12 protein-coding genes and 1 tRNA gene are annotated in these 16,154 nt (G+C 40.6%); all 13 read left to right on the top strand.

What is annotated here, in order from left to right:
• Positions 1 to 75: 75 nt before the first annotated feature.
• The 13 genes from PHAL_RS0116880 to PHAL_RS0116945 all read left to right on the top strand — a co-directional run bounded on the left by PHAL_RS0116880 (position 76) and on the right by PHAL_RS0116945 (position 16,127).
• Positions 76 to 166: transfer RNA gene (locus PHAL_RS0116880), tRNA-Ser, on the top strand.
• Between the two features lie 142 nt (positions 167 to 308).
• Positions 309 to 704, top strand: coding sequence for a hypothetical protein (locus PHAL_RS0116890; RefSeq protein ID WP_016709611.1), 396 nt, complete (start codon positions 309 to 311; stop codon positions 702 to 704).
• A 125-nt stretch (positions 705 to 829) separates the two neighbouring features.
• Positions 830 to 1,291, top strand: coding sequence for a GAF domain-containing protein (locus tag PHAL_RS0116895; protein WP_016709612.1), 462 nt, complete (start codon positions 830 to 832; stop codon positions 1,289 to 1,291).
• A complete protein-coding gene (locus PHAL_RS0116900; protein ID WP_016709613.1) occupies positions 1,288 to 1,566 on the top strand; it encodes a hypothetical protein in 279 nt (92 codons plus the stop codon). Before PHAL_RS0116895 ends, PHAL_RS0116900 begins: the two co-directional genes overlap by 4 nt.
• Before the next feature lie 15 nt (positions 1,567 to 1,581).
• Positions 1,582 to 2,232: an RNA chaperone ProQ gene (gene proQ, locus PHAL_RS0116905; RefSeq protein ID WP_016709614.1), complete on the top strand. Its 651-nt coding sequence runs from the start codon at positions 1,582 to 1,584 to the stop codon at positions 2,230 to 2,232.
• A gap of 27 nt (positions 2,233 to 2,259) precedes the next feature.
• Positions 2,260 to 4,290 (top strand): carboxy terminal-processing peptidase, encoded by a 2,031-nt coding sequence (prc, locus tag PHAL_RS0116910; protein ID WP_016709615.1) that lies wholly within the window; start codon positions 2,260 to 2,262, stop codon positions 4,288 to 4,290.
• Between the two features lie 337 nt (positions 4,291 to 4,627).
• Positions 4,628 to 6,091, top strand: coding sequence for a Na+/H+ antiporter NhaC (gene nhaC, locus PHAL_RS0116915; RefSeq protein ID WP_016709616.1), 1,464 nt, complete (start codon positions 4,628 to 4,630; stop codon positions 6,089 to 6,091).
• 44 nt (positions 6,092 to 6,135) lie between these two features.
• The gene (gene pepN, locus PHAL_RS0116920) at positions 6,136 to 8,730 is read left to right on the top strand and encodes an aminopeptidase N (protein WP_016709617.1); all 2,595 of its coding nucleotides are present in this window, start codon (positions 6,136 to 6,138) and stop codon (positions 8,728 to 8,730) included.
• Between the two features lie 3 nt (positions 8,731 to 8,733).
• Positions 8,734 to 8,955, top strand: coding sequence for a DUF2835 domain-containing protein (locus PHAL_RS23920; RefSeq protein ID WP_016709618.1), 222 nt, complete (start codon positions 8,734 to 8,736; stop codon positions 8,953 to 8,955).
• 237 nt (positions 8,956 to 9,192) lie between these two features.
• A complete protein-coding gene (locus PHAL_RS0116930) occupies positions 9,193 to 11,295 on the top strand; it encodes a DUF1302 domain-containing protein (protein ID WP_016709619.1) in 2,103 nt (700 codons plus the stop codon).
• Positions 11,296 to 11,305: 10 nt separating this feature from the next.
• On the top strand, positions 11,306 to 12,670 hold the full coding sequence (locus tag PHAL_RS0116935) for a DUF1329 domain-containing protein (RefSeq protein ID WP_016709620.1): 1,365 nt from the start codon (positions 11,306 to 11,308) through the stop codon (positions 12,668 to 12,670).
• Positions 12,671 to 12,801: 131 nt separating this feature from the next.
• Complete coding sequence (locus PHAL_RS0116940) at positions 12,802 to 13,803, top strand: WD40/YVTN/BNR-like repeat-containing protein (RefSeq protein WP_016709621.1); 1,002 nt, start codon at positions 12,802 to 12,804, stop codon at positions 13,801 to 13,803.
• Positions 13,803 to 16,127, top strand: a complete 2,325-nt coding sequence (locus tag PHAL_RS0116945; protein ID WP_016709622.1) for an efflux RND transporter permease subunit — start codon at positions 13,803 to 13,805, stop codon at positions 16,125 to 16,127. The genes PHAL_RS0116940 and PHAL_RS0116945 overlap by 1 nt, the downstream gene beginning before the upstream one ends.
• Positions 16,128 to 16,154 lie beyond the last annotated feature (27 nt).

The following is a 16,154-nucleotide window of genomic DNA, read 5'->3' on the forward strand; positions in this document are numbered from 1 at the left end:
CAAATCCCTATCTCTCCACCAACCTAATTCAAAATAGTTATGAGTACACTCTTGCTCGTGACTTATAAAAGTTTCGGAGAGATGGCAGAGTGGCCGAATGCACCGGTCTTGAAAACCGGCAGGGGTTTGTAGCCCCTCTAGGGTTCAAATCCCTATCTCTCCACCATATATTAAAACCCGCTTAATTAAGCGGGTTTTTTTATCTCTACAATTTTTATAGAAAATTACGACCATAGTCTCTATTTCGATGTTGTAAAACATCATGCATCCTTAGCACTTATCTCTTAGCCAGATTTTAAGGACGTATTATGAAACATCGGCTTGCGAAAAGTGTAGGTTTATCTTTGTTGTCACCTGTGATTATTGGCACTGCGCTCGGAATTTATTATGCGCTCACATTAAGTGGCGACCCAATGACGATTTTCTTCAATTTACTCATGAGTGCCATTGCCAACGCGCATATTGTTGGTTTGACTATGGCGGCATTTGTCGTGCCTGGTTATTTGTTAATGTATAAGTATGCAAAAGTGAATTACTCAGGAGTTCTAACTTTAGGCTTACTCGGTGGTGCAATATTTAGCTATTTACTTAGCGCCACTGGGGGAATGGTCTTTTTGATCAATACCACAATGTCAGCACTCGCCGCTGGGCTATTTTTATATGGCTTGAGACAAGGTGCAGTAAAACAACAATCACCTCAATAGCAGAATTATTAACCAAGCTTGCTGAAATTTAGGGCAAATTGTTTTTTTTTGCCTTGAAAAGGTTTCAATTATTGGCGACAAAGAGTACCTTTAGCTACTGTATGTTTGATAAGAAGTAGTTTGGTATGCAAAAGCAAGAATTTTACCAGTCATTAGTTAAACAAACTGAAGCGCTAATTACTGGTGAGCCGAATATTATTGCCAATATGGCGAATATCAGCGCATTGTTATTTACGTCACTTGATGATGTTAATTGGGCTGGGTTTTACTTAATGGACTCACCCACTGAATTAGTGCTTGGTCCGTTTCAAGGCAACCCTGCATGTATCCGTATTCCACTAGGGAAAGGGGTCTGTGGCACTGCTGCTGCAACTGCACAAACTCAACTTGTTGAAGATGTACATGCATTTGCAGGACATATTGCCTGTGATGCTGCGTCTAATTCTGAGATCGTAATACCTATCCATAAAAATGGTGAAGTATTTGCAGTGTTAGATATAGACAGTCCAAGTATTGCTCGGTTTGATGCAGATGATAAGCTAGGTCTAGAAGCACTGGTAGCGTGTTTTGAGGCAACAATTGCATGAAAGACTTAGTCAATGTACAGGATTATCTGTTTGCCGTCACTGATGTGGGTGACTGGGAAGGAGATGAAGAACATGTAGCGGAAACGCTCAATGATTTAATTCATATTGCTTGGGATCGTCTTCCTGATGACACGGAATGTGAATTAATTGATGAAATAATTAATGGTATTTGGGAACACCTTCGAGGTGATATGGCTGTAATTGAAGCCGACTTTGAAGAGTTGGTCGACTGGGTAACACACTACGTCGATTCGTCCCTTGATGAAAAGATGTGAAACATAGGTTCTAAAATGGAAACCACAAACAAGCTAAAAGATATTAATGAAGTGCTGGAATTTTTATATCAAGAATTTCCACAATGTTTTAAACAAAAAGACGGCATCAAGCCGCTGAAAGTTGGTATCTTTAAAGATATCGCTGAGCGAATTGAAGGCTCTGAAAAGGTAAGCAAAACGCAGGTTCGTCAAGCACTAAGAAAATACACGTCAAATTGGCGTTATTTAGAAGCTGTGACTAAGTCTGAGTTTCGTATTGATTTGGATGGTAATCACGGCGCTAAAGTTGAGCAAGAACATATAGATCATGCTCAAAAAGCCCTTGAAGAAAGCCGTGCGAAAATGGCTAAGCGTAAAAAAGCTCAGCGCCCACGTAATGATTCAGACACAAAATCTTACAAAAAGAAACCTGGTCAATTTAACAAATCAGCGGATAAAAACGCTAAAGTTAATTCTGCACCAGCGAAAGCTGCACCGGCTAAACGTTCAGGAAAAATTGAACCTTTACCAGCAAGTGAGGTCAAGGTTAATAACAAAGTGAAAGTTAAGCTTGGCCAAGCCCTTGTTAATGCAGTTATCACTGAAGTGAACAAAGATGATGTTCATGTTGAATTGGTAACGGGCATGCAAGTTAAAACGAAAGCAGACAGCCTGTACATTATCTAAAGCTGTATTTAAATTAAGGAGTTGTGTATGAGTCAGAAGTTTACGCTCATTCCGTTAGTTGCGGCCCTCTATTCGGGCTTATTATTTGCAGCAGATGTTGCTGATGTTGTTACGGTAAAAGACTTACCTGTCCTTGCGCAAGAAAGTCAACATAGTACGGCTAGCAAACGGGTGACGAACTTATTTACTCGTGCACATTATAAACCAATTCGTTTTGATGACGCACTTTCAAGTAAAGTGTATGACCGTTATATCGAATCCCTTGATTTCAATAAAAGCGTCTTTTTGGCTGCGGATATTGCTTCATTCGAGCAATACCGCAACCAATTTGATAATGCGTTGACTACCGGCAAACTCGACTTTACCTTCGATATTTTCAATCTGAGTATGCAACGTCGTTTTGAGCGGTATGAGTATTCATTGAGTTTACTTGAAAAAGAAATGTCGTTTGACGAGGCCGATGAGTATTATTTTGATCGTGAAGACGTTGATTGGGCACAAACACAAGCCGAACTGGATGAGCTTTGGCGTGAACGTGTTAAATATGACGCACTACGTTTAAAAATGACTGGCAAAGATTGGGCCGGGATCAAAAAAGTACTAACAAAACGCTATCACAATGCACAAAAACGTTTAGTGCAAACTAATAGTGAAGATGCATTTCAGATAGTCATGAATTCATTTGCACGTAGCATTGAAGCACATACATCGTATTTATCACCACGTAGGGCTGAACAGTTTAAGATGGACATGGATCTTGAGCTTGAAGGGATTGGTGCGGTACTAAGCTATGACGAAGATTACACCGTCATTCGCAGTTTAGTCCCAGGTGGCCCTGCAGATAAGTCGGAGCAAATTAAGGCTGATGACCGTATCATTGGTGTCGCGCAAGACAAAGAAGAATTTGTTGATGTAATTGGCTGGCGTCTAGATGATGTCGTTGATTTAATCAAAGGCCCTAAAGGCACAAAAGTACGACTACAATACTTAAAAGGTGCGGATGATCACGGTGCTCCAAAAGTAGTGGAAATAACACGTGATAAAATTCGTTTAGAAGACCGTGCCGCAAAATCAGAAGTTTTTGAAGCAAAATACTCTGATTTAACCAGCAAAATTGGGGTAATTGAAATCCCCGGTTTTTACAATAATCTATCTAAAGATGTAAAAGTTGAACTTGCTAAGTTAAAAGAAGCCAAGGTTGATGGCATTATCATTGACTTACGTCAAAACGGCGGCGGCTCGTTATATGAAGCAACACAATTATCTGGTTTGTTTTTCGACCAAGGTCCTGTGGTGCAAATACACACTCTAAATAATCGTATTGAAGAGCAAAAAGATCGTGATGGTGTGACATTTTACGACGGCCCACTTACCGTATTAGTTGATCGCTATAGTGCGTCTGCCTCTGAGATCTTTGCCGCCGCCATGCAAGACTATGGGCGAGCCATTGTTATTGGTGAACAAACATTTGGTAAGGGCACAGTGCAACAGCATAAAGGTTTAGGCCGTGCTTATGATTTATATGATAATCCTCTTGGCAGTGTGCAGTATACCATTGCAAAGTTTTATCGAATTAATGGTGGTAGTACCCAACATAAAGGCGTAATCCCAGATATTTCGTTCCCATCAGCAATCGATCCTGCAGAGTGGGGCGAAAGCCAGGAAGATAACGCATTACCGTGGGATAGCATTGTGCGTGCAAAGTATAATTCAGTTGATGACTTACATGCTGCAATAGCGTATTTAACGAAAGCACATGATGAACGCATAAAATCTGAACCTGAGTTTAATTATGTGCTTGAGGATATTACACGCTATAAAGAAGAAAAAGATCGGAAAACGATTTCACTTGTTGAAGCCCAGCGCATTAAAGAGAAAGACGAAGGTGAGGCACGTGCGTTAGTGCGTACTAATGAAAGACTGCTTCGCTTAGGTGAAAAGCCTGTGGAAAATCTTGATGATGTGCCTGACGTTTTAGACGATTTAGACCCATTCTTAGAAGAAGCTGCATTAATTACGCAGGACTACATTAAATTTGGTCGTGTAGCTAAGAAATAGGCTTGTTAATTAGATTAATTTAAAAGGCGCTTTTGCGCCTTTTTTACTGCCTAAAACTTTTGGTTTGGGTATAATACCAATCGACTTAAATATTTAATCATTCTAGCGGGCTAAATAAAGCGCTAACTGCGTTATAAATTTTTCATGTAGAACAACTACATGTCAAAATTTATGCCTTGTTATCACGCCATTTATCTGTCGCTATAAATGGTCAGTAACTCAACACGATTGGTATAAAAACCGATTAAACGTAGATCATTAGTTACGCTCAATATCGCGTTCGTGCCGAAAAATAATAATTAAATGCGTATATAAAATACGCGTAGGAGCCTCTATTTTGAAGTCATTAGATGAAAAACCTATTCCACAGGCCAGCTTTCTTGATGCCTTGATCCCCATTACTGTACTGATCTGTTTACTCGGTGCAGCGGTCTACTTATTTGGTGATAGTTCATCATCTGGACCTAACCAAATTGCATTGTTGTTTGCAACATTTACAGCAGCATTGATTGGTCTGAAAAATGGCTACAGTTGGAAAAAACTTGAACAAGCAATGATTGAAGGGATCACGTTATCATTAGGGGCTATACTCATTTTATTGATGGTTGGCGCACTGATTGGTACTTGGTTACTCTCTGGCACAGTGCCGACGCTAATTTATTATGGTTTACAAGTCATCAACCCTAGCTGGTTTTATGCCGCGAGCTGTTTAATTTGCGGCATAGTTGCAATGAGTATAGGTAGCTCTTGGACCACAGCTGCAACAATAGGTGTCGCATTGCTAGGGGTGGCCACTGGACTTGGTTTAGAGCAAACAGTCACTGCAGGAGCGGTAATATCAGGTGCTTATTTTGGTGATAAGCTGAGCCCACTCTCTGAGACAACAAATTTAGCTCCAGCTGTTGTGGGCGCTGACTTATTTGAGCATATTCACCACATGCTGTGGACTACCGTGCCTAGCTTTGTTATCGCTTTGATAATCTTTGTTTTTATGGGGTTTAATGCCACGGCTTCTAGTGAAGCTGGACGTATTGATGAGATCACGGCGATTTTGCAGCAAAACTTTAATATTGGTTTCGAAATGTTGGTGCCATTATTGGTTTTATTAGTGTTAGCGATTAAAAAAATGCCTGCTTTTCCTGCTATTTCGATTGGAGCGGTGATAGGGGCTGTTTGGGCTATGCTATTTCAGTCAGACTTAATTGCCTCCCAAATAGATAGCTCGAAAGGAGAGCTTGTTGGATATTTTAAGTTAATTTGGACCACTTTTTTTGATGGTTTTACGATTGCTACCGGCGATGAAAAAATGAACTCATTACTTAGTGGTGGTGGTATGTCCGGTATGCTTACAACCACTTGGCTTATCATGACTGCCTTGATGTTTGGTGCCATTATGGAAAAAACGGGGTTACTTGATATTTTTGTAAAAAGCATTCTTAAAATTGCTAAAAGCACCGGTTCGTTGATTAGCGCGACAATCGCAACTTGTATCGGCACTAATGTCATTGCTGCAGATCAGTACATTGCTATTGTTGTGCCAGGGCGCATGTTTAAAGAAGAATATAAAAAGCGGGGGTTAAAGCCGGTTAATTTATCACGAACCCTAGAAGATGGCGGTACGATAACGAGCCCATTAATCCCATGGAATACGTGCGGTGCGTACATGCAAAGTGTGCTTTTGATTAATCCATTTGATTATGCATTGTATGCATTTTTTAACCTTATCAACCCTTTATTAGCTGTTGTGTATGCTTACCTAGGTATTAAAATTTTACGTATTAAGCCTAAACAACAGGCATAAATTAGTTGCTCCCCGCTCAAGGGGAGCCCTTTTTGGAGTTCTCCATGACTGCAACAAAAAAACCTCAAGCCCAGTATCTTAAAGATTATCAAGCTCCCCCATATTTTATTGAACATGTTGATTTAACCTTTGATCTGGCTCCCTTAAATACCCGGGTAACAAGTGTGATAACGCTAAAAAAAGCGGTAGCTGGTGAAGCTGATTTAGTGTTGGATGGAATTGAGTTAACTTTAATTTCAGTGGCTGTAGACGACGTCGCTTATAGTGATTATACGCTGTTAGATGAACAGCTGGTGATCCATAATTTACCCACAGAGTGTCAGGTCACAATCGTCAATGATATTTCACCAAAAACGAATACTTCCTTAGAAGGTTTATATCTTTCAGGGGGAGCGTATTGCACACAGTGTGAAGCACAAGGCTTTAGAAAAATAACCTACTATTTAGATCGCCCTGATGTGCTTGCAAGCTTTGATGTTACAATTATCGCAGATCAAAGCTATCGTCACCTTTTGTCAAATGGTAATAAATTAACGCAAGGACAATTAGATGACGGTCGCCACTTTGCAAAATGGCAAGATCCATTTAAAAAGCCTAGTTACTTATTTGCACTGGTAGCAGGGGATTTTGATGTACTTGAAGACACTTTTGTCACAAAAAGTGGACGCAATATTGAATTAGCGTTGTTTGTTGATAAAGGTAACTTAGCGAAAACCCCCCATGCCATGACCTCACTTAAAAAATCAATGCAGTGGGATGAGCAACGTTTTAACCTCGAGTATGATTTAGATATCTACATGATTGTTGCCGTGGATTTTTTCAATATGGGCGCGATGGAAAATAAAGGATTGAACATCTTTAATTCTAAGTGCGTACTAGCGAATCAAGAGACCGCGACTGATAAAGATTATCATACGATAGAGTCAATCGTCGGACATGAGTATTTTCATAATTGGACAGGCAACCGAGTTACTTGCCGCGACTGGTTTCAGCTATCATTAAAAGAAGGCCTAACGGTTTTTCGTGATCAAGAATTCAGCAGTGATCTAGGTTCACGAGCACTTAACCGTATTGATGCAGTAAAAGTGATGCGTACCCATCAGTTCAGTGAAGATGCAGGTCCTATGGCGCACCCGATTCGTCCTGAACAAGTGATAGAAATGAATAATTTCTACACGGTGACAGTGTACGATAAAGGTGCTGAAGTTATTCGTATGATGCATACATTGTTGGGTGAAGAAAAATTTCAACTTGGTATGGCTCTTTATTTTCAACGTCATGATGGGCAAGCTGTTACTTGCGATGACTTTGTTGCAGCCATGAGTGATGCCTCTGGTATTGATTTAACTCAGTTTAAACGTTGGTATAGTCAAGCTGGGACACCACGTCTGATTGTTGAGCAAGAATATAATACTGAGGAGGGTATCTTTACATTGAGTATTGAGCAACTCGCGCCAGTTAATCAACCGGATAATGCGCCGTTACATATACCATTTGCTATTGAGTTACTTGATAGGCAGGGCCAACCTGTACCATTGAGCTTTGTAGGTAAACCTATTGACCATGTTCTAGATGTAACCAACACGTATCAGCGCTTTAGTTTTGATGGTTTAGCAACAAAGCCTGTGGCAGTGTTATTAGAAGATTTTTCAGCGCCATGTATTGTCGAGCAACACACAACTGAGGCTGATTTATTACATATAATGCGTTTTGCTCGTAGTGATTTTTCGCGTTGGGATGCGCAGCAACAACTGCTTATTAATGCTGTGAAAGCTGCGATAGAAAACCCTAGAGAGCATTCACTTGCCAAGGAAGTTATAAACGCGTTACGTAGCTTAGTTATTGAGAGAAAGGGTGATTTAGCGTTGATCGCTGAGCTGTTAAAATTACCTAGTTTTGACACTTTAGCCGCAGAATTTGCAGTGATCCCGGTCGATGAAATTGTTGCTATCACCCAGCAATTTGAACTGCAAATAGCGAAACAATTGCAGTGCGAGTTTATCGCATGTTATCAAAGCTTGGTTGATGATGGTTCTGTTAGCGCCGATGCCGTTGCAGTACGTGCATTAAAAGGAATATGTTTACATTATTTAGCAAAAATTGATGAACCTGAGCATGCGCAACTACTTTGCGATGCCGCGAACTCTCATAATATGACCAACGTATTGGCAGCCCTGAGTGCTGTTGTTAAGGCCGACAGTCCTTTATCTGTTGAATTATTAAATCAATTTGACAGCCAATGGCGTCATGATGTGTTAGTGATGGACAAATGGTTTGCATTACAAGCAATGCAAGGTGGCGATAACGCAATTGTTAATATCAATAAGCTCTATGAACATCCTTGTTTTGATTTTTCTAACCCAAATCGCGTAAGGGCATTAGTGGGGAGTTTTAGTCACTTTAATACAGCGCAATTCCATCGTAAAGATGGTGCAGGTTATCAGTTATTAGGGGACTTGTTAGTCAAATTAAACGCTATTAATCCGCAAAATGCATCACGCATGCTTACACCATTTATGTCGTGGCGTCGTTATGACGAAGTACGCTCGATGGCGATGAAAGCCCAGTTACAGCGTCTTGCAGAGCTGGACAATTTAAGCGATGATTTATTTGAAAAAGTTGATAAAGCATTGCAATAAATTATGGTTGAATATTATTTTCTACTTAATCTTACCTACAAACAATGTATGGATTATTACGAAGGCAAGTACACGTCGGTACAAGTAATTGAAGATGGCGGCAAGAAAGTTCGTTTTGCCGCAAGCCATTTACGTCCTTTTATTTCTTCGTTAGGAGTGAGAGGACGCTTTCGACTTTTACTTACACCTGAACACAAATTCTTACGCTTGGAGCGAATAGGTTAGAACAGTATTTTCTTATAATATTGTTTTTTTTGTTAATTCAATTTGTCCTATTGTTAATTTACGTGTATAAATTATCTGGTAGGACGTCTTACCATTACGTAAACGCCAACTAAACAGAAAAATTATGACTGATTGAACGCGTTCTATTTGTAATTTCTTTATTTCGCTTCTATCGTTACGACTACACTAAAAACAATAACTTGATCACAAAATTACCCGCGACAGGGGGAACACACAATGATAAGAAGATCGCTTTTTGTTAAAAACAAAATATTTTTAGGCCTAGCTGCTGCAACATTAGGTTTATCAACAGGTGCGTCACACGCTGCTAACTTTGAAGTTGGTGGCTTTGATGTAACATTTGATTCAAACTTTTCCTATGGTCAAAGTATCCGCGTAGAAGACCGCGACTTTTCTTTGATTGGTAAAAGTAATAATCCTGCTTTTAATTGGACAGGCTATGATCCATCCCTTAATCCAATATACACAGCACAAGATGTGTGGGCACAGCCTGGCGCCTACTCAAATAATGGTGATGCTGGGGATTTAAATTTTGACAGTGGCGAATCCTTTTCGAAACTATTAAAAGGCACACACGATTTATCGATCAATAAAGATAACTATGGCTTGTTTACTCGCTTTATGTATTTTTATGATTTTGAGTTAATGGATGGCGATCGGGCTTATGTTAACCCTGTATCAGGTGGTGGCGTTGACCCATGTGATGATCCAGATACTAAAGAGCAAGTGTGCGCGGACATTCGCTTACTCGATGCCTTTGTATGGGCAGATTTTGATTTAAATGATGGTAAAAATCCATTATCAGTGCGGTTAGGTCAGCAAGTTGTCAACTGGGGTGAAAGTACGCTTATTTCACACGGTATCAATGTTAACCCTGTTGATATAGACCGTTTAAAAGCGCCTGGTGCTGAGCTAAAAGAAGCCTTTATTCCTGTAGGCATGCTATGGGCATCATTAGGTATTACCGACAACATCAACCTTGAAGCGTTTTATCAGTATGATTGGCATGAAACACGACTACCAGCAGCGGGGAGTTATTTTTCGACCAATGACTTTGCATCTGAAAACGGTTATCAGCAAAACATTCAGCTTGGCTTCACGTCTAACCCAGATATTGATCTGGCGTTTTTAACACAGAGCTTAAATAATTTACAAGCATCGTTTGGTGCTGCAGCTGCTGCACAAGGTATCGACCCAACCAGTGCTGAAGGTCAAGCATTACTTGCTAATATGTATTTAGCTTACCCAACTAAAGTAGCACTTAAAGGTAAGGGAGATGCAGGTAAGACTGAGCCAAAAAATGGCGGCCAATACGGTTTACGTTTAGGGATGTTTTTACCTGAATTAAATGATACTGAAGTGGCGTTATACCACATTAACTATCATAGTCGTCGTCCACTTATTTCAGGTCAAGTATCTAACTTTACAAATGAAGCGATTGCTGAAGATTTGGCGATGATCCTCTCGCCGGATACACAGATCACTGAAGACAATATCACTCAACTGAACGCATTTACACAAGGTAAGTTAGTCTACCCTGAAGATATTAAGCTCTATGGTGTTAGCTTTAATACTTCAATTGGTGAGACGGCGTTTGCGGGGGAGTTTGCATTTCGTGAAGACGAGCCTCTGCAAATTGATGACGTTGAACTACTTTATGCAGGTATGCCTGAGCAGTTAGCTGTTGCAGGTATTCGTCCTGATTTTGCGGGTATTTCGCAAATGAGCCAAGGCGATGCAATTAGCGTTGTAGGACCTGGCGAAACAGCACAAGGTTATATTGAACGTAATACTGCACAACTACAGTTTACTGCTACACATTTATTTGGACCATCACTTGGTGCAGATAGTTGGGCTGTGGTCGGTGAAGTTGGGGGGGTGCGTATTAATGATATGCCAGAGTACGACGAGTTACGTTTAAATGTCTCAGGTACTGGTCGCAGTGGTGTTATCACAGGTCCTGGTACTGATGATTATTCAACGCTGCATCTTGGTTTATCAAATGGGCCTGAAACGAACCCTTTCCCGAGCGCATCAGCATGGGGTTACCGCTTAATTGCTAAAGGTGATTATTTTAACTTCTTTAAGGGGGTTAACTTTTCACCTCGATTTGTTTTTTCTCACGATGTAAATGGTATTACACCTGATCCAATGTTCTTATTTATTGAAGACCGTAAATCACTAGGTGTTACAGCAAACTTTAATTACCAAAACGCGTGGTCGTTTGACTTTAGCTACAACTCATTCTGGGGTGGTGGTCAAACTAATACATTCTCTGACCGCGATTTTGTTTCTTTTAATATTAAATATTCAATTTAAGGGTATCATCATGATAAAAAAACCTACCCTCATTGCACTAACGCTATGTAGTTTGTTTTCTACAACGGCTGTAGTTGCTAAAATGACTAGCGAAGAAGTAGCACGTTTAGGTGCGGATTTAACACCAGTAGGTGCTGAAAAAGCAGCCAATGCAGATGGCTCGATTCCAGCTTGGACGGGTGGTATTACCACTCCACCTGCAGGGTATACGCCAGGTATGCATCACCCAGACCCATATGCCAATGACAAAGTACTTTTCACCATTGATAAATCAAATGTTGATAAATACAAGGCTAACTTAAGCCCAGGCCAAGTTGCACTTTTTGAAGCGTACCCAGATACCTTTAAAATGAATATCTATACAACCCATCGTAGCGCTTCTAATCCGCAGTTTGTTTATGATGCAACGAAGCAATATGCACCTACCGCAGAGTTGATTGAAGAAGGGAACGGCATAAAAAATACCGCCATTGGTATTCCTTTTCCAATTCCTAAAAATGGCTTAGAAGCGATTTGGAATCACTTATTACGTTATCGTGGTCTCTCGATTGAACGTTTTGGTGGCCAAGCTGCACCGACTGCGTCAGGCTCATACAACATGGTTGGCTTTGATGAGCAATTGTTAGTTAAATATTCAGACCCAAAAGCGACTCCATCGGAGCTGCAAGAGTCAAATATTTTATTTAAATTTAAACAAAAAGTGACAGAGCCTGCACGACTTGCAGGAACGGCGTTATTAGTTCATGAGACGATGGACCAAATACTTACCCCTCGCCAAGCATGGACTTACAATACCGGTCAGCGTCGTGTTCGCCGTGCCCCTAACGTAGCCTATGATGCACCTGGAACTGCGGCTGATAGCCTTCGTACCACAGATGATTTTGATATGTTCAATGGTTCACCAAATCGCTATACGTGGACACTAAAGGGTAAGCAAGAGCTTTATGTTCCTTACAATAGCTACAAATTGCATAGCGACAAGCTTGAATATGATGATATTTTAATGGCGGGGCACATTAATCCTGAGCATGTGCGTTATGAAAAGCACCGTGTTTGGGTCGTTGAAGCGAAACTAAAAGGCGATACTCGTCATATCTATAAAAAGCGCGTGTTTTATATAGATGAAGATAGCTGGCAAGTTCAAGTAACAGATATCTATGATAACCGTGATCAAATGTATCGAGTTGCGATGGCGCATACGATCAACTACTACGATGCGTTGACTAATTGGAGTACGCTCGATGTGTATCATGATTTGAATTCACGCCGCTACCTTGCAATCGGTTTAGATAACCAAGAGAAAATGTACGATTTTTCACAATCGTTTAACGATAATGAATTTACCTCGAGCGCACTGCGCCGCGAAGGTCGTTAATTCATTCAAGCACCTGGCCTAAGCCAGGTGCTTTTTTGTTCCAAATCGCGTTTGTCATTCTGACACGTATGGGGTCCCCCGATTGCTCGTTATATACCGACAAACACACTCTTTCAAGGCGATTTAAAAATATGAAGTACATGCTTTATGCAGGCCTTGCTATTACTGCAAGCCTTTCAACACAATCAATAGCGTCTGAACCGCTTGCGGCTATTACTGCAACAAAAGCAGATAAAACGTTGTTGACTGATATTGAATTTACAGGAAAGCAATTGGTCGCTGTAGGGAAGCACGGCACTATAATTACAAGTGTTGATGCAAAAGACTGGCAACAAGCTGCTGTGCCAAGCCAAGTGTTATTAACAGCGGTCACCTTTAATGGTAGTGAGCGCGGTTGGGCGTGTGGCCATGATGCAACAATCATTAACACAACGGACGGTGGGGCGAATTGGCAATTACAACAAGTAAATACACAATTGGATAAACCCTGCCTAGACATCTTATTTATTACTGAGCAACACGGTTTTGCCGTTGGTGCTTATGGTATGTTTTATGAAACCACAGATGGTGGAGAAAACTGGCAAAAACGCTTTTTAGATTCATTGCTATTTGCAGAAGACCAAGAATACTTAAATGATTTAAAAGATTCTGATCCTGAAGCCTATGAAGCTGAAACAGCCTCAATACTGCCGCACTTCAATCGTATTGTTGCAACGGGTAATAAACTTATGCTGGTTGGTGAAATGGGGTTACTTGCTCACAGTACAGATAATGGCAAAAGCTGGCAACGTGATGAAGAAATTTATATGGGCTCTTTCTTTGCATACGCCAGTGACGATCATGGCGAGGAAGTTGTAGCGGGATTACGCGGCAATATTTTCAGCCGTCAACAAGAACAGCAGTGGCGACCAATAAACAATGATAAAACAGCCACAGTAAACAGTATTATTAAAGCAGGTGAAAACCATTGGCTGTTACTTGCTAATAGCGGGGTGATTTTTCATTACATAAATAATCAATTAACAGTTGAGCAGTTACCCGATGGTAAAGCTATTTTAGATGCGGTTATTTTTGATAATCAGTTGGTTATGGCTTCAGAAAATGGCATTAAAGTGAAGGAGATGGCTGAATAATGCATGCAATCGTAGAATTCTTAGAAAAAGCTGTTTTTCGTCATCGATTATTGATGGTAATGAGCTTTATTGTAATTACGTGTTTTTTAGGGTTTAAAGCCACGCAAATCCAACTAGATGCCTCATTTAATAAAAATATTCCACTTAATCATGATTACATGAAAGTGTATTTAAAGCATGAAAAACAATTTGGTGGGGCAAATAGTATTTTAATCTCCGTATGTGATGATAGCGGCGATATTTTTAATCCTGAATTTTTTACACAATTAAAAGCGGTCCACGATCAGCTGTATTTTATACCTGGAGTAAACCGGCCCTTAGTGAATTCAATTTTTGCCCCTAGCGCACGTTTTGTCGAAGTCGTTGAAGATGGGTTTGCCGGCGGACCAATTATCCCAGCTAATTTTACAGCAGACAAACGTGGTTTAGCGGTTGTAAAAGAAAATATTGAAAAGGCCAAAGTAGTTGGTCGCATGATAGCATCCGATTATTCATGCGCCATGGTAACAGCGCAGTTAATGGAAACGGATCCACAAACCCAAGAAAAACTGGATACCTTAGCGTTTGCTCAAAAACTAGAAAGTGAAATTAGAGAGCCATTAAGTACGGATAAAGTCAGCATCCATATCATTGGTTTTGCCAAGATGGCTGGTGATATTGCTGAAGGCGCGAAGGGCGTCGTGTTATTTTTTGCTATCGCAATTGCGTTTACCTTCGTGATGGTGTGGTTATTTTGTGGCAGTTTAAAGCTGACTATTTTGCCAATTACTTGTTCTATTATCGCCGTGGTTTGGCAGTTAGGATTATTATCGAGCCTAGGATTTGGCTTAGATCCGATGTCAATTTTAGTGCCATTTTTAGTGTTTGCGATTGGTGTAAGCCATGGTGTACAAATGATCAATGCGATTGGGAAAAAAGTTGCAGAGCAAGACAGTGATACCCGTCTTTGTTGTCAGGCAAGTTTTAGAGCGCTATTGATCCCAGGTGGCATTGCATTGTTATCTGACACCGTTGGCTTTTTAACCTTACTGACAATTGATATTGGTATAATTCGTGAGTTGGCTATTACAGCAAGTTTAGGTGTCGCGGTTATTATTTTCACTAACTTAGTGTTATTACCTGTGTGGGCATCTTATATGCATTTTGACAGCACAGTGCATATCCAATCAGGAAATAGTGACAAGCCAAATATGCTTGATACTTTGCGTGACTTATTAGTGAAAACCACCGATCCTAAATGGGCTAAAGTCATTATAGCCAGTACTCTAGTGCTATTTGCTTTGGGCTATTGGCAAGCAGGAAAAATGCATATTGGAGATTTACACGCGGGTGCACCGTCATTGCATCAAGATGCGCGTTATAACCAAGATACATTTTTAATATCGGACAAATACACCATTTCTTCGGATATTCTTAAAGTGATTGTAGAAGCGTATCCAGCAGCTTGTACAGAGCACGATGTAATGGAGCGGATCAGCCGCTTTCAATATAAAGTTGAAAACCTTGCCGGAGTGCAGTCTGCTGTAACGCTAAGCTCAGTTGCGCAATCAGTAAATGCAGGCTACAACGAAGGTAATTTGAAATGGCAAAGCTTGCCACGTAATACCGCAAGTTTAGTACAGTCAACGGCAAGAGTTGAAACCAGTACCGGGTTACTCAATGGTGATTGTTCAGTCATGCCAGTGATCATCTTTTTAGACGATCATAAAGCGCAAACCATTGAGCATATCATTGCAAGTGTTAAGCAATTTGCTATCGAAGAGCAAACCGACACATTACACTTTAAGTTGGCATCAGGACCTGTAGGCGTAATGGCTGCAACCAATGAGTCAGTCTCAGCGGCGCAATTGCCAATGATGCTTTATGTCTATGGGGCGGTGATTATTTTATGCTTAATTAGCTTTAAGAGCGTAAAAGCAACCATTGCTGTCGTGCTACCTCTATACATAGTGTCCACGTTGGCTCAGGCTTTGATGGTGCAGCTTGAAATAGGGCTAACAGTTTCAACTTTGCCTGTTATTGCATTAGGGGTGGGAATTGGTGTTGATTACGGAATTTATATTTTGTCATCTATGATGGGGCAACTAAAGCAAGGTGTGGCATTACCTGTTGCGTATCGAAATGCGCTAATTGAACGTGGCAGTGCGGTATTATTCACCGGAATTACCTTGGCCATCGGTGTCAGTACTTGGATTTTCTCTGATCTGAAGTTTCAAGTAGACATGGGGATATTGTTAACCTTCATGTTTTTGGTCAATATGCTCGGTGCGGTGTTACTTTTACCGGCAATCGGCAGTTTACTCTGGACTGACCAGAAAAAATAATGTGAATAATTTTGCTCCTAAATGGCC

This window comes from Pseudoalteromonas haloplanktis ATCC 14393 (assembly GCF_000238355.1).
Classification (GTDB): Bacteria; Pseudomonadota; Gammaproteobacteria; order Enterobacterales; family Alteromonadaceae; genus Pseudoalteromonas; species Pseudoalteromonas haloplanktis.

What these genes read in the sequence shown, in the direction of transcription:
- PHAL_RS0116890 (WP_016709611.1), top strand. Translation starts at nt 309, where the DNA reads ATGAAACATCGGCTTGCGAAAAGTGTAGGTTTATCTTTGTTGTCACCT.
- PHAL_RS0116895 (WP_016709612.1), top strand. Translation starts at nt 830, where the DNA reads ATGCAAAAGCAAGAATTTTACCAGTCATTAGTTAAACAAACTGAAGCG.
- PHAL_RS0116900 (WP_016709613.1), top strand. Translation starts at nt 1,288, where the DNA reads ATGAAAGACTTAGTCAATGTACAGGATTATCTGTTTGCCGTCACTGAT.
- proQ (WP_016709614.1), top strand. Translation starts at nt 1,582, where the DNA reads ATGGAAACCACAAACAAGCTAAAAGATATTAATGAAGTGCTGGAATTT.
- prc (WP_016709615.1), top strand. Translation starts at nt 2,260, where the DNA reads ATGAGTCAGAAGTTTACGCTCATTCCGTTAGTTGCGGCCCTCTATTCG.
- pepN (WP_016709617.1), top strand. Translation starts at nt 6,136, where the DNA reads ATGACTGCAACAAAAAAACCTCAAGCCCAGTATCTTAAAGATTATCAA.
- PHAL_RS23920 (WP_016709618.1), top strand. Translation starts at nt 8,734, where the DNA reads ATGGTTGAATATTATTTTCTACTTAATCTTACCTACAAACAATGTATG.
- PHAL_RS0116930 (WP_016709619.1), top strand. Translation starts at nt 9,193, where the DNA reads ATGATAAGAAGATCGCTTTTTGTTAAAAACAAAATATTTTTAGGCCTA.
- PHAL_RS0116935 (WP_016709620.1), top strand. Translation starts at nt 11,306, where the DNA reads ATGATAAAAAAACCTACCCTCATTGCACTAACGCTATGTAGTTTGTTT.
- PHAL_RS0116940 (WP_016709621.1), top strand. Translation starts at nt 12,802, where the DNA reads ATGAAGTACATGCTTTATGCAGGCCTTGCTATTACTGCAAGCCTTTCA.
- PHAL_RS0116945 (WP_016709622.1), top strand. Translation starts at nt 13,803, where the DNA reads ATGCATGCAATCGTAGAATTCTTAGAAAAAGCTGTTTTTCGTCATCGA.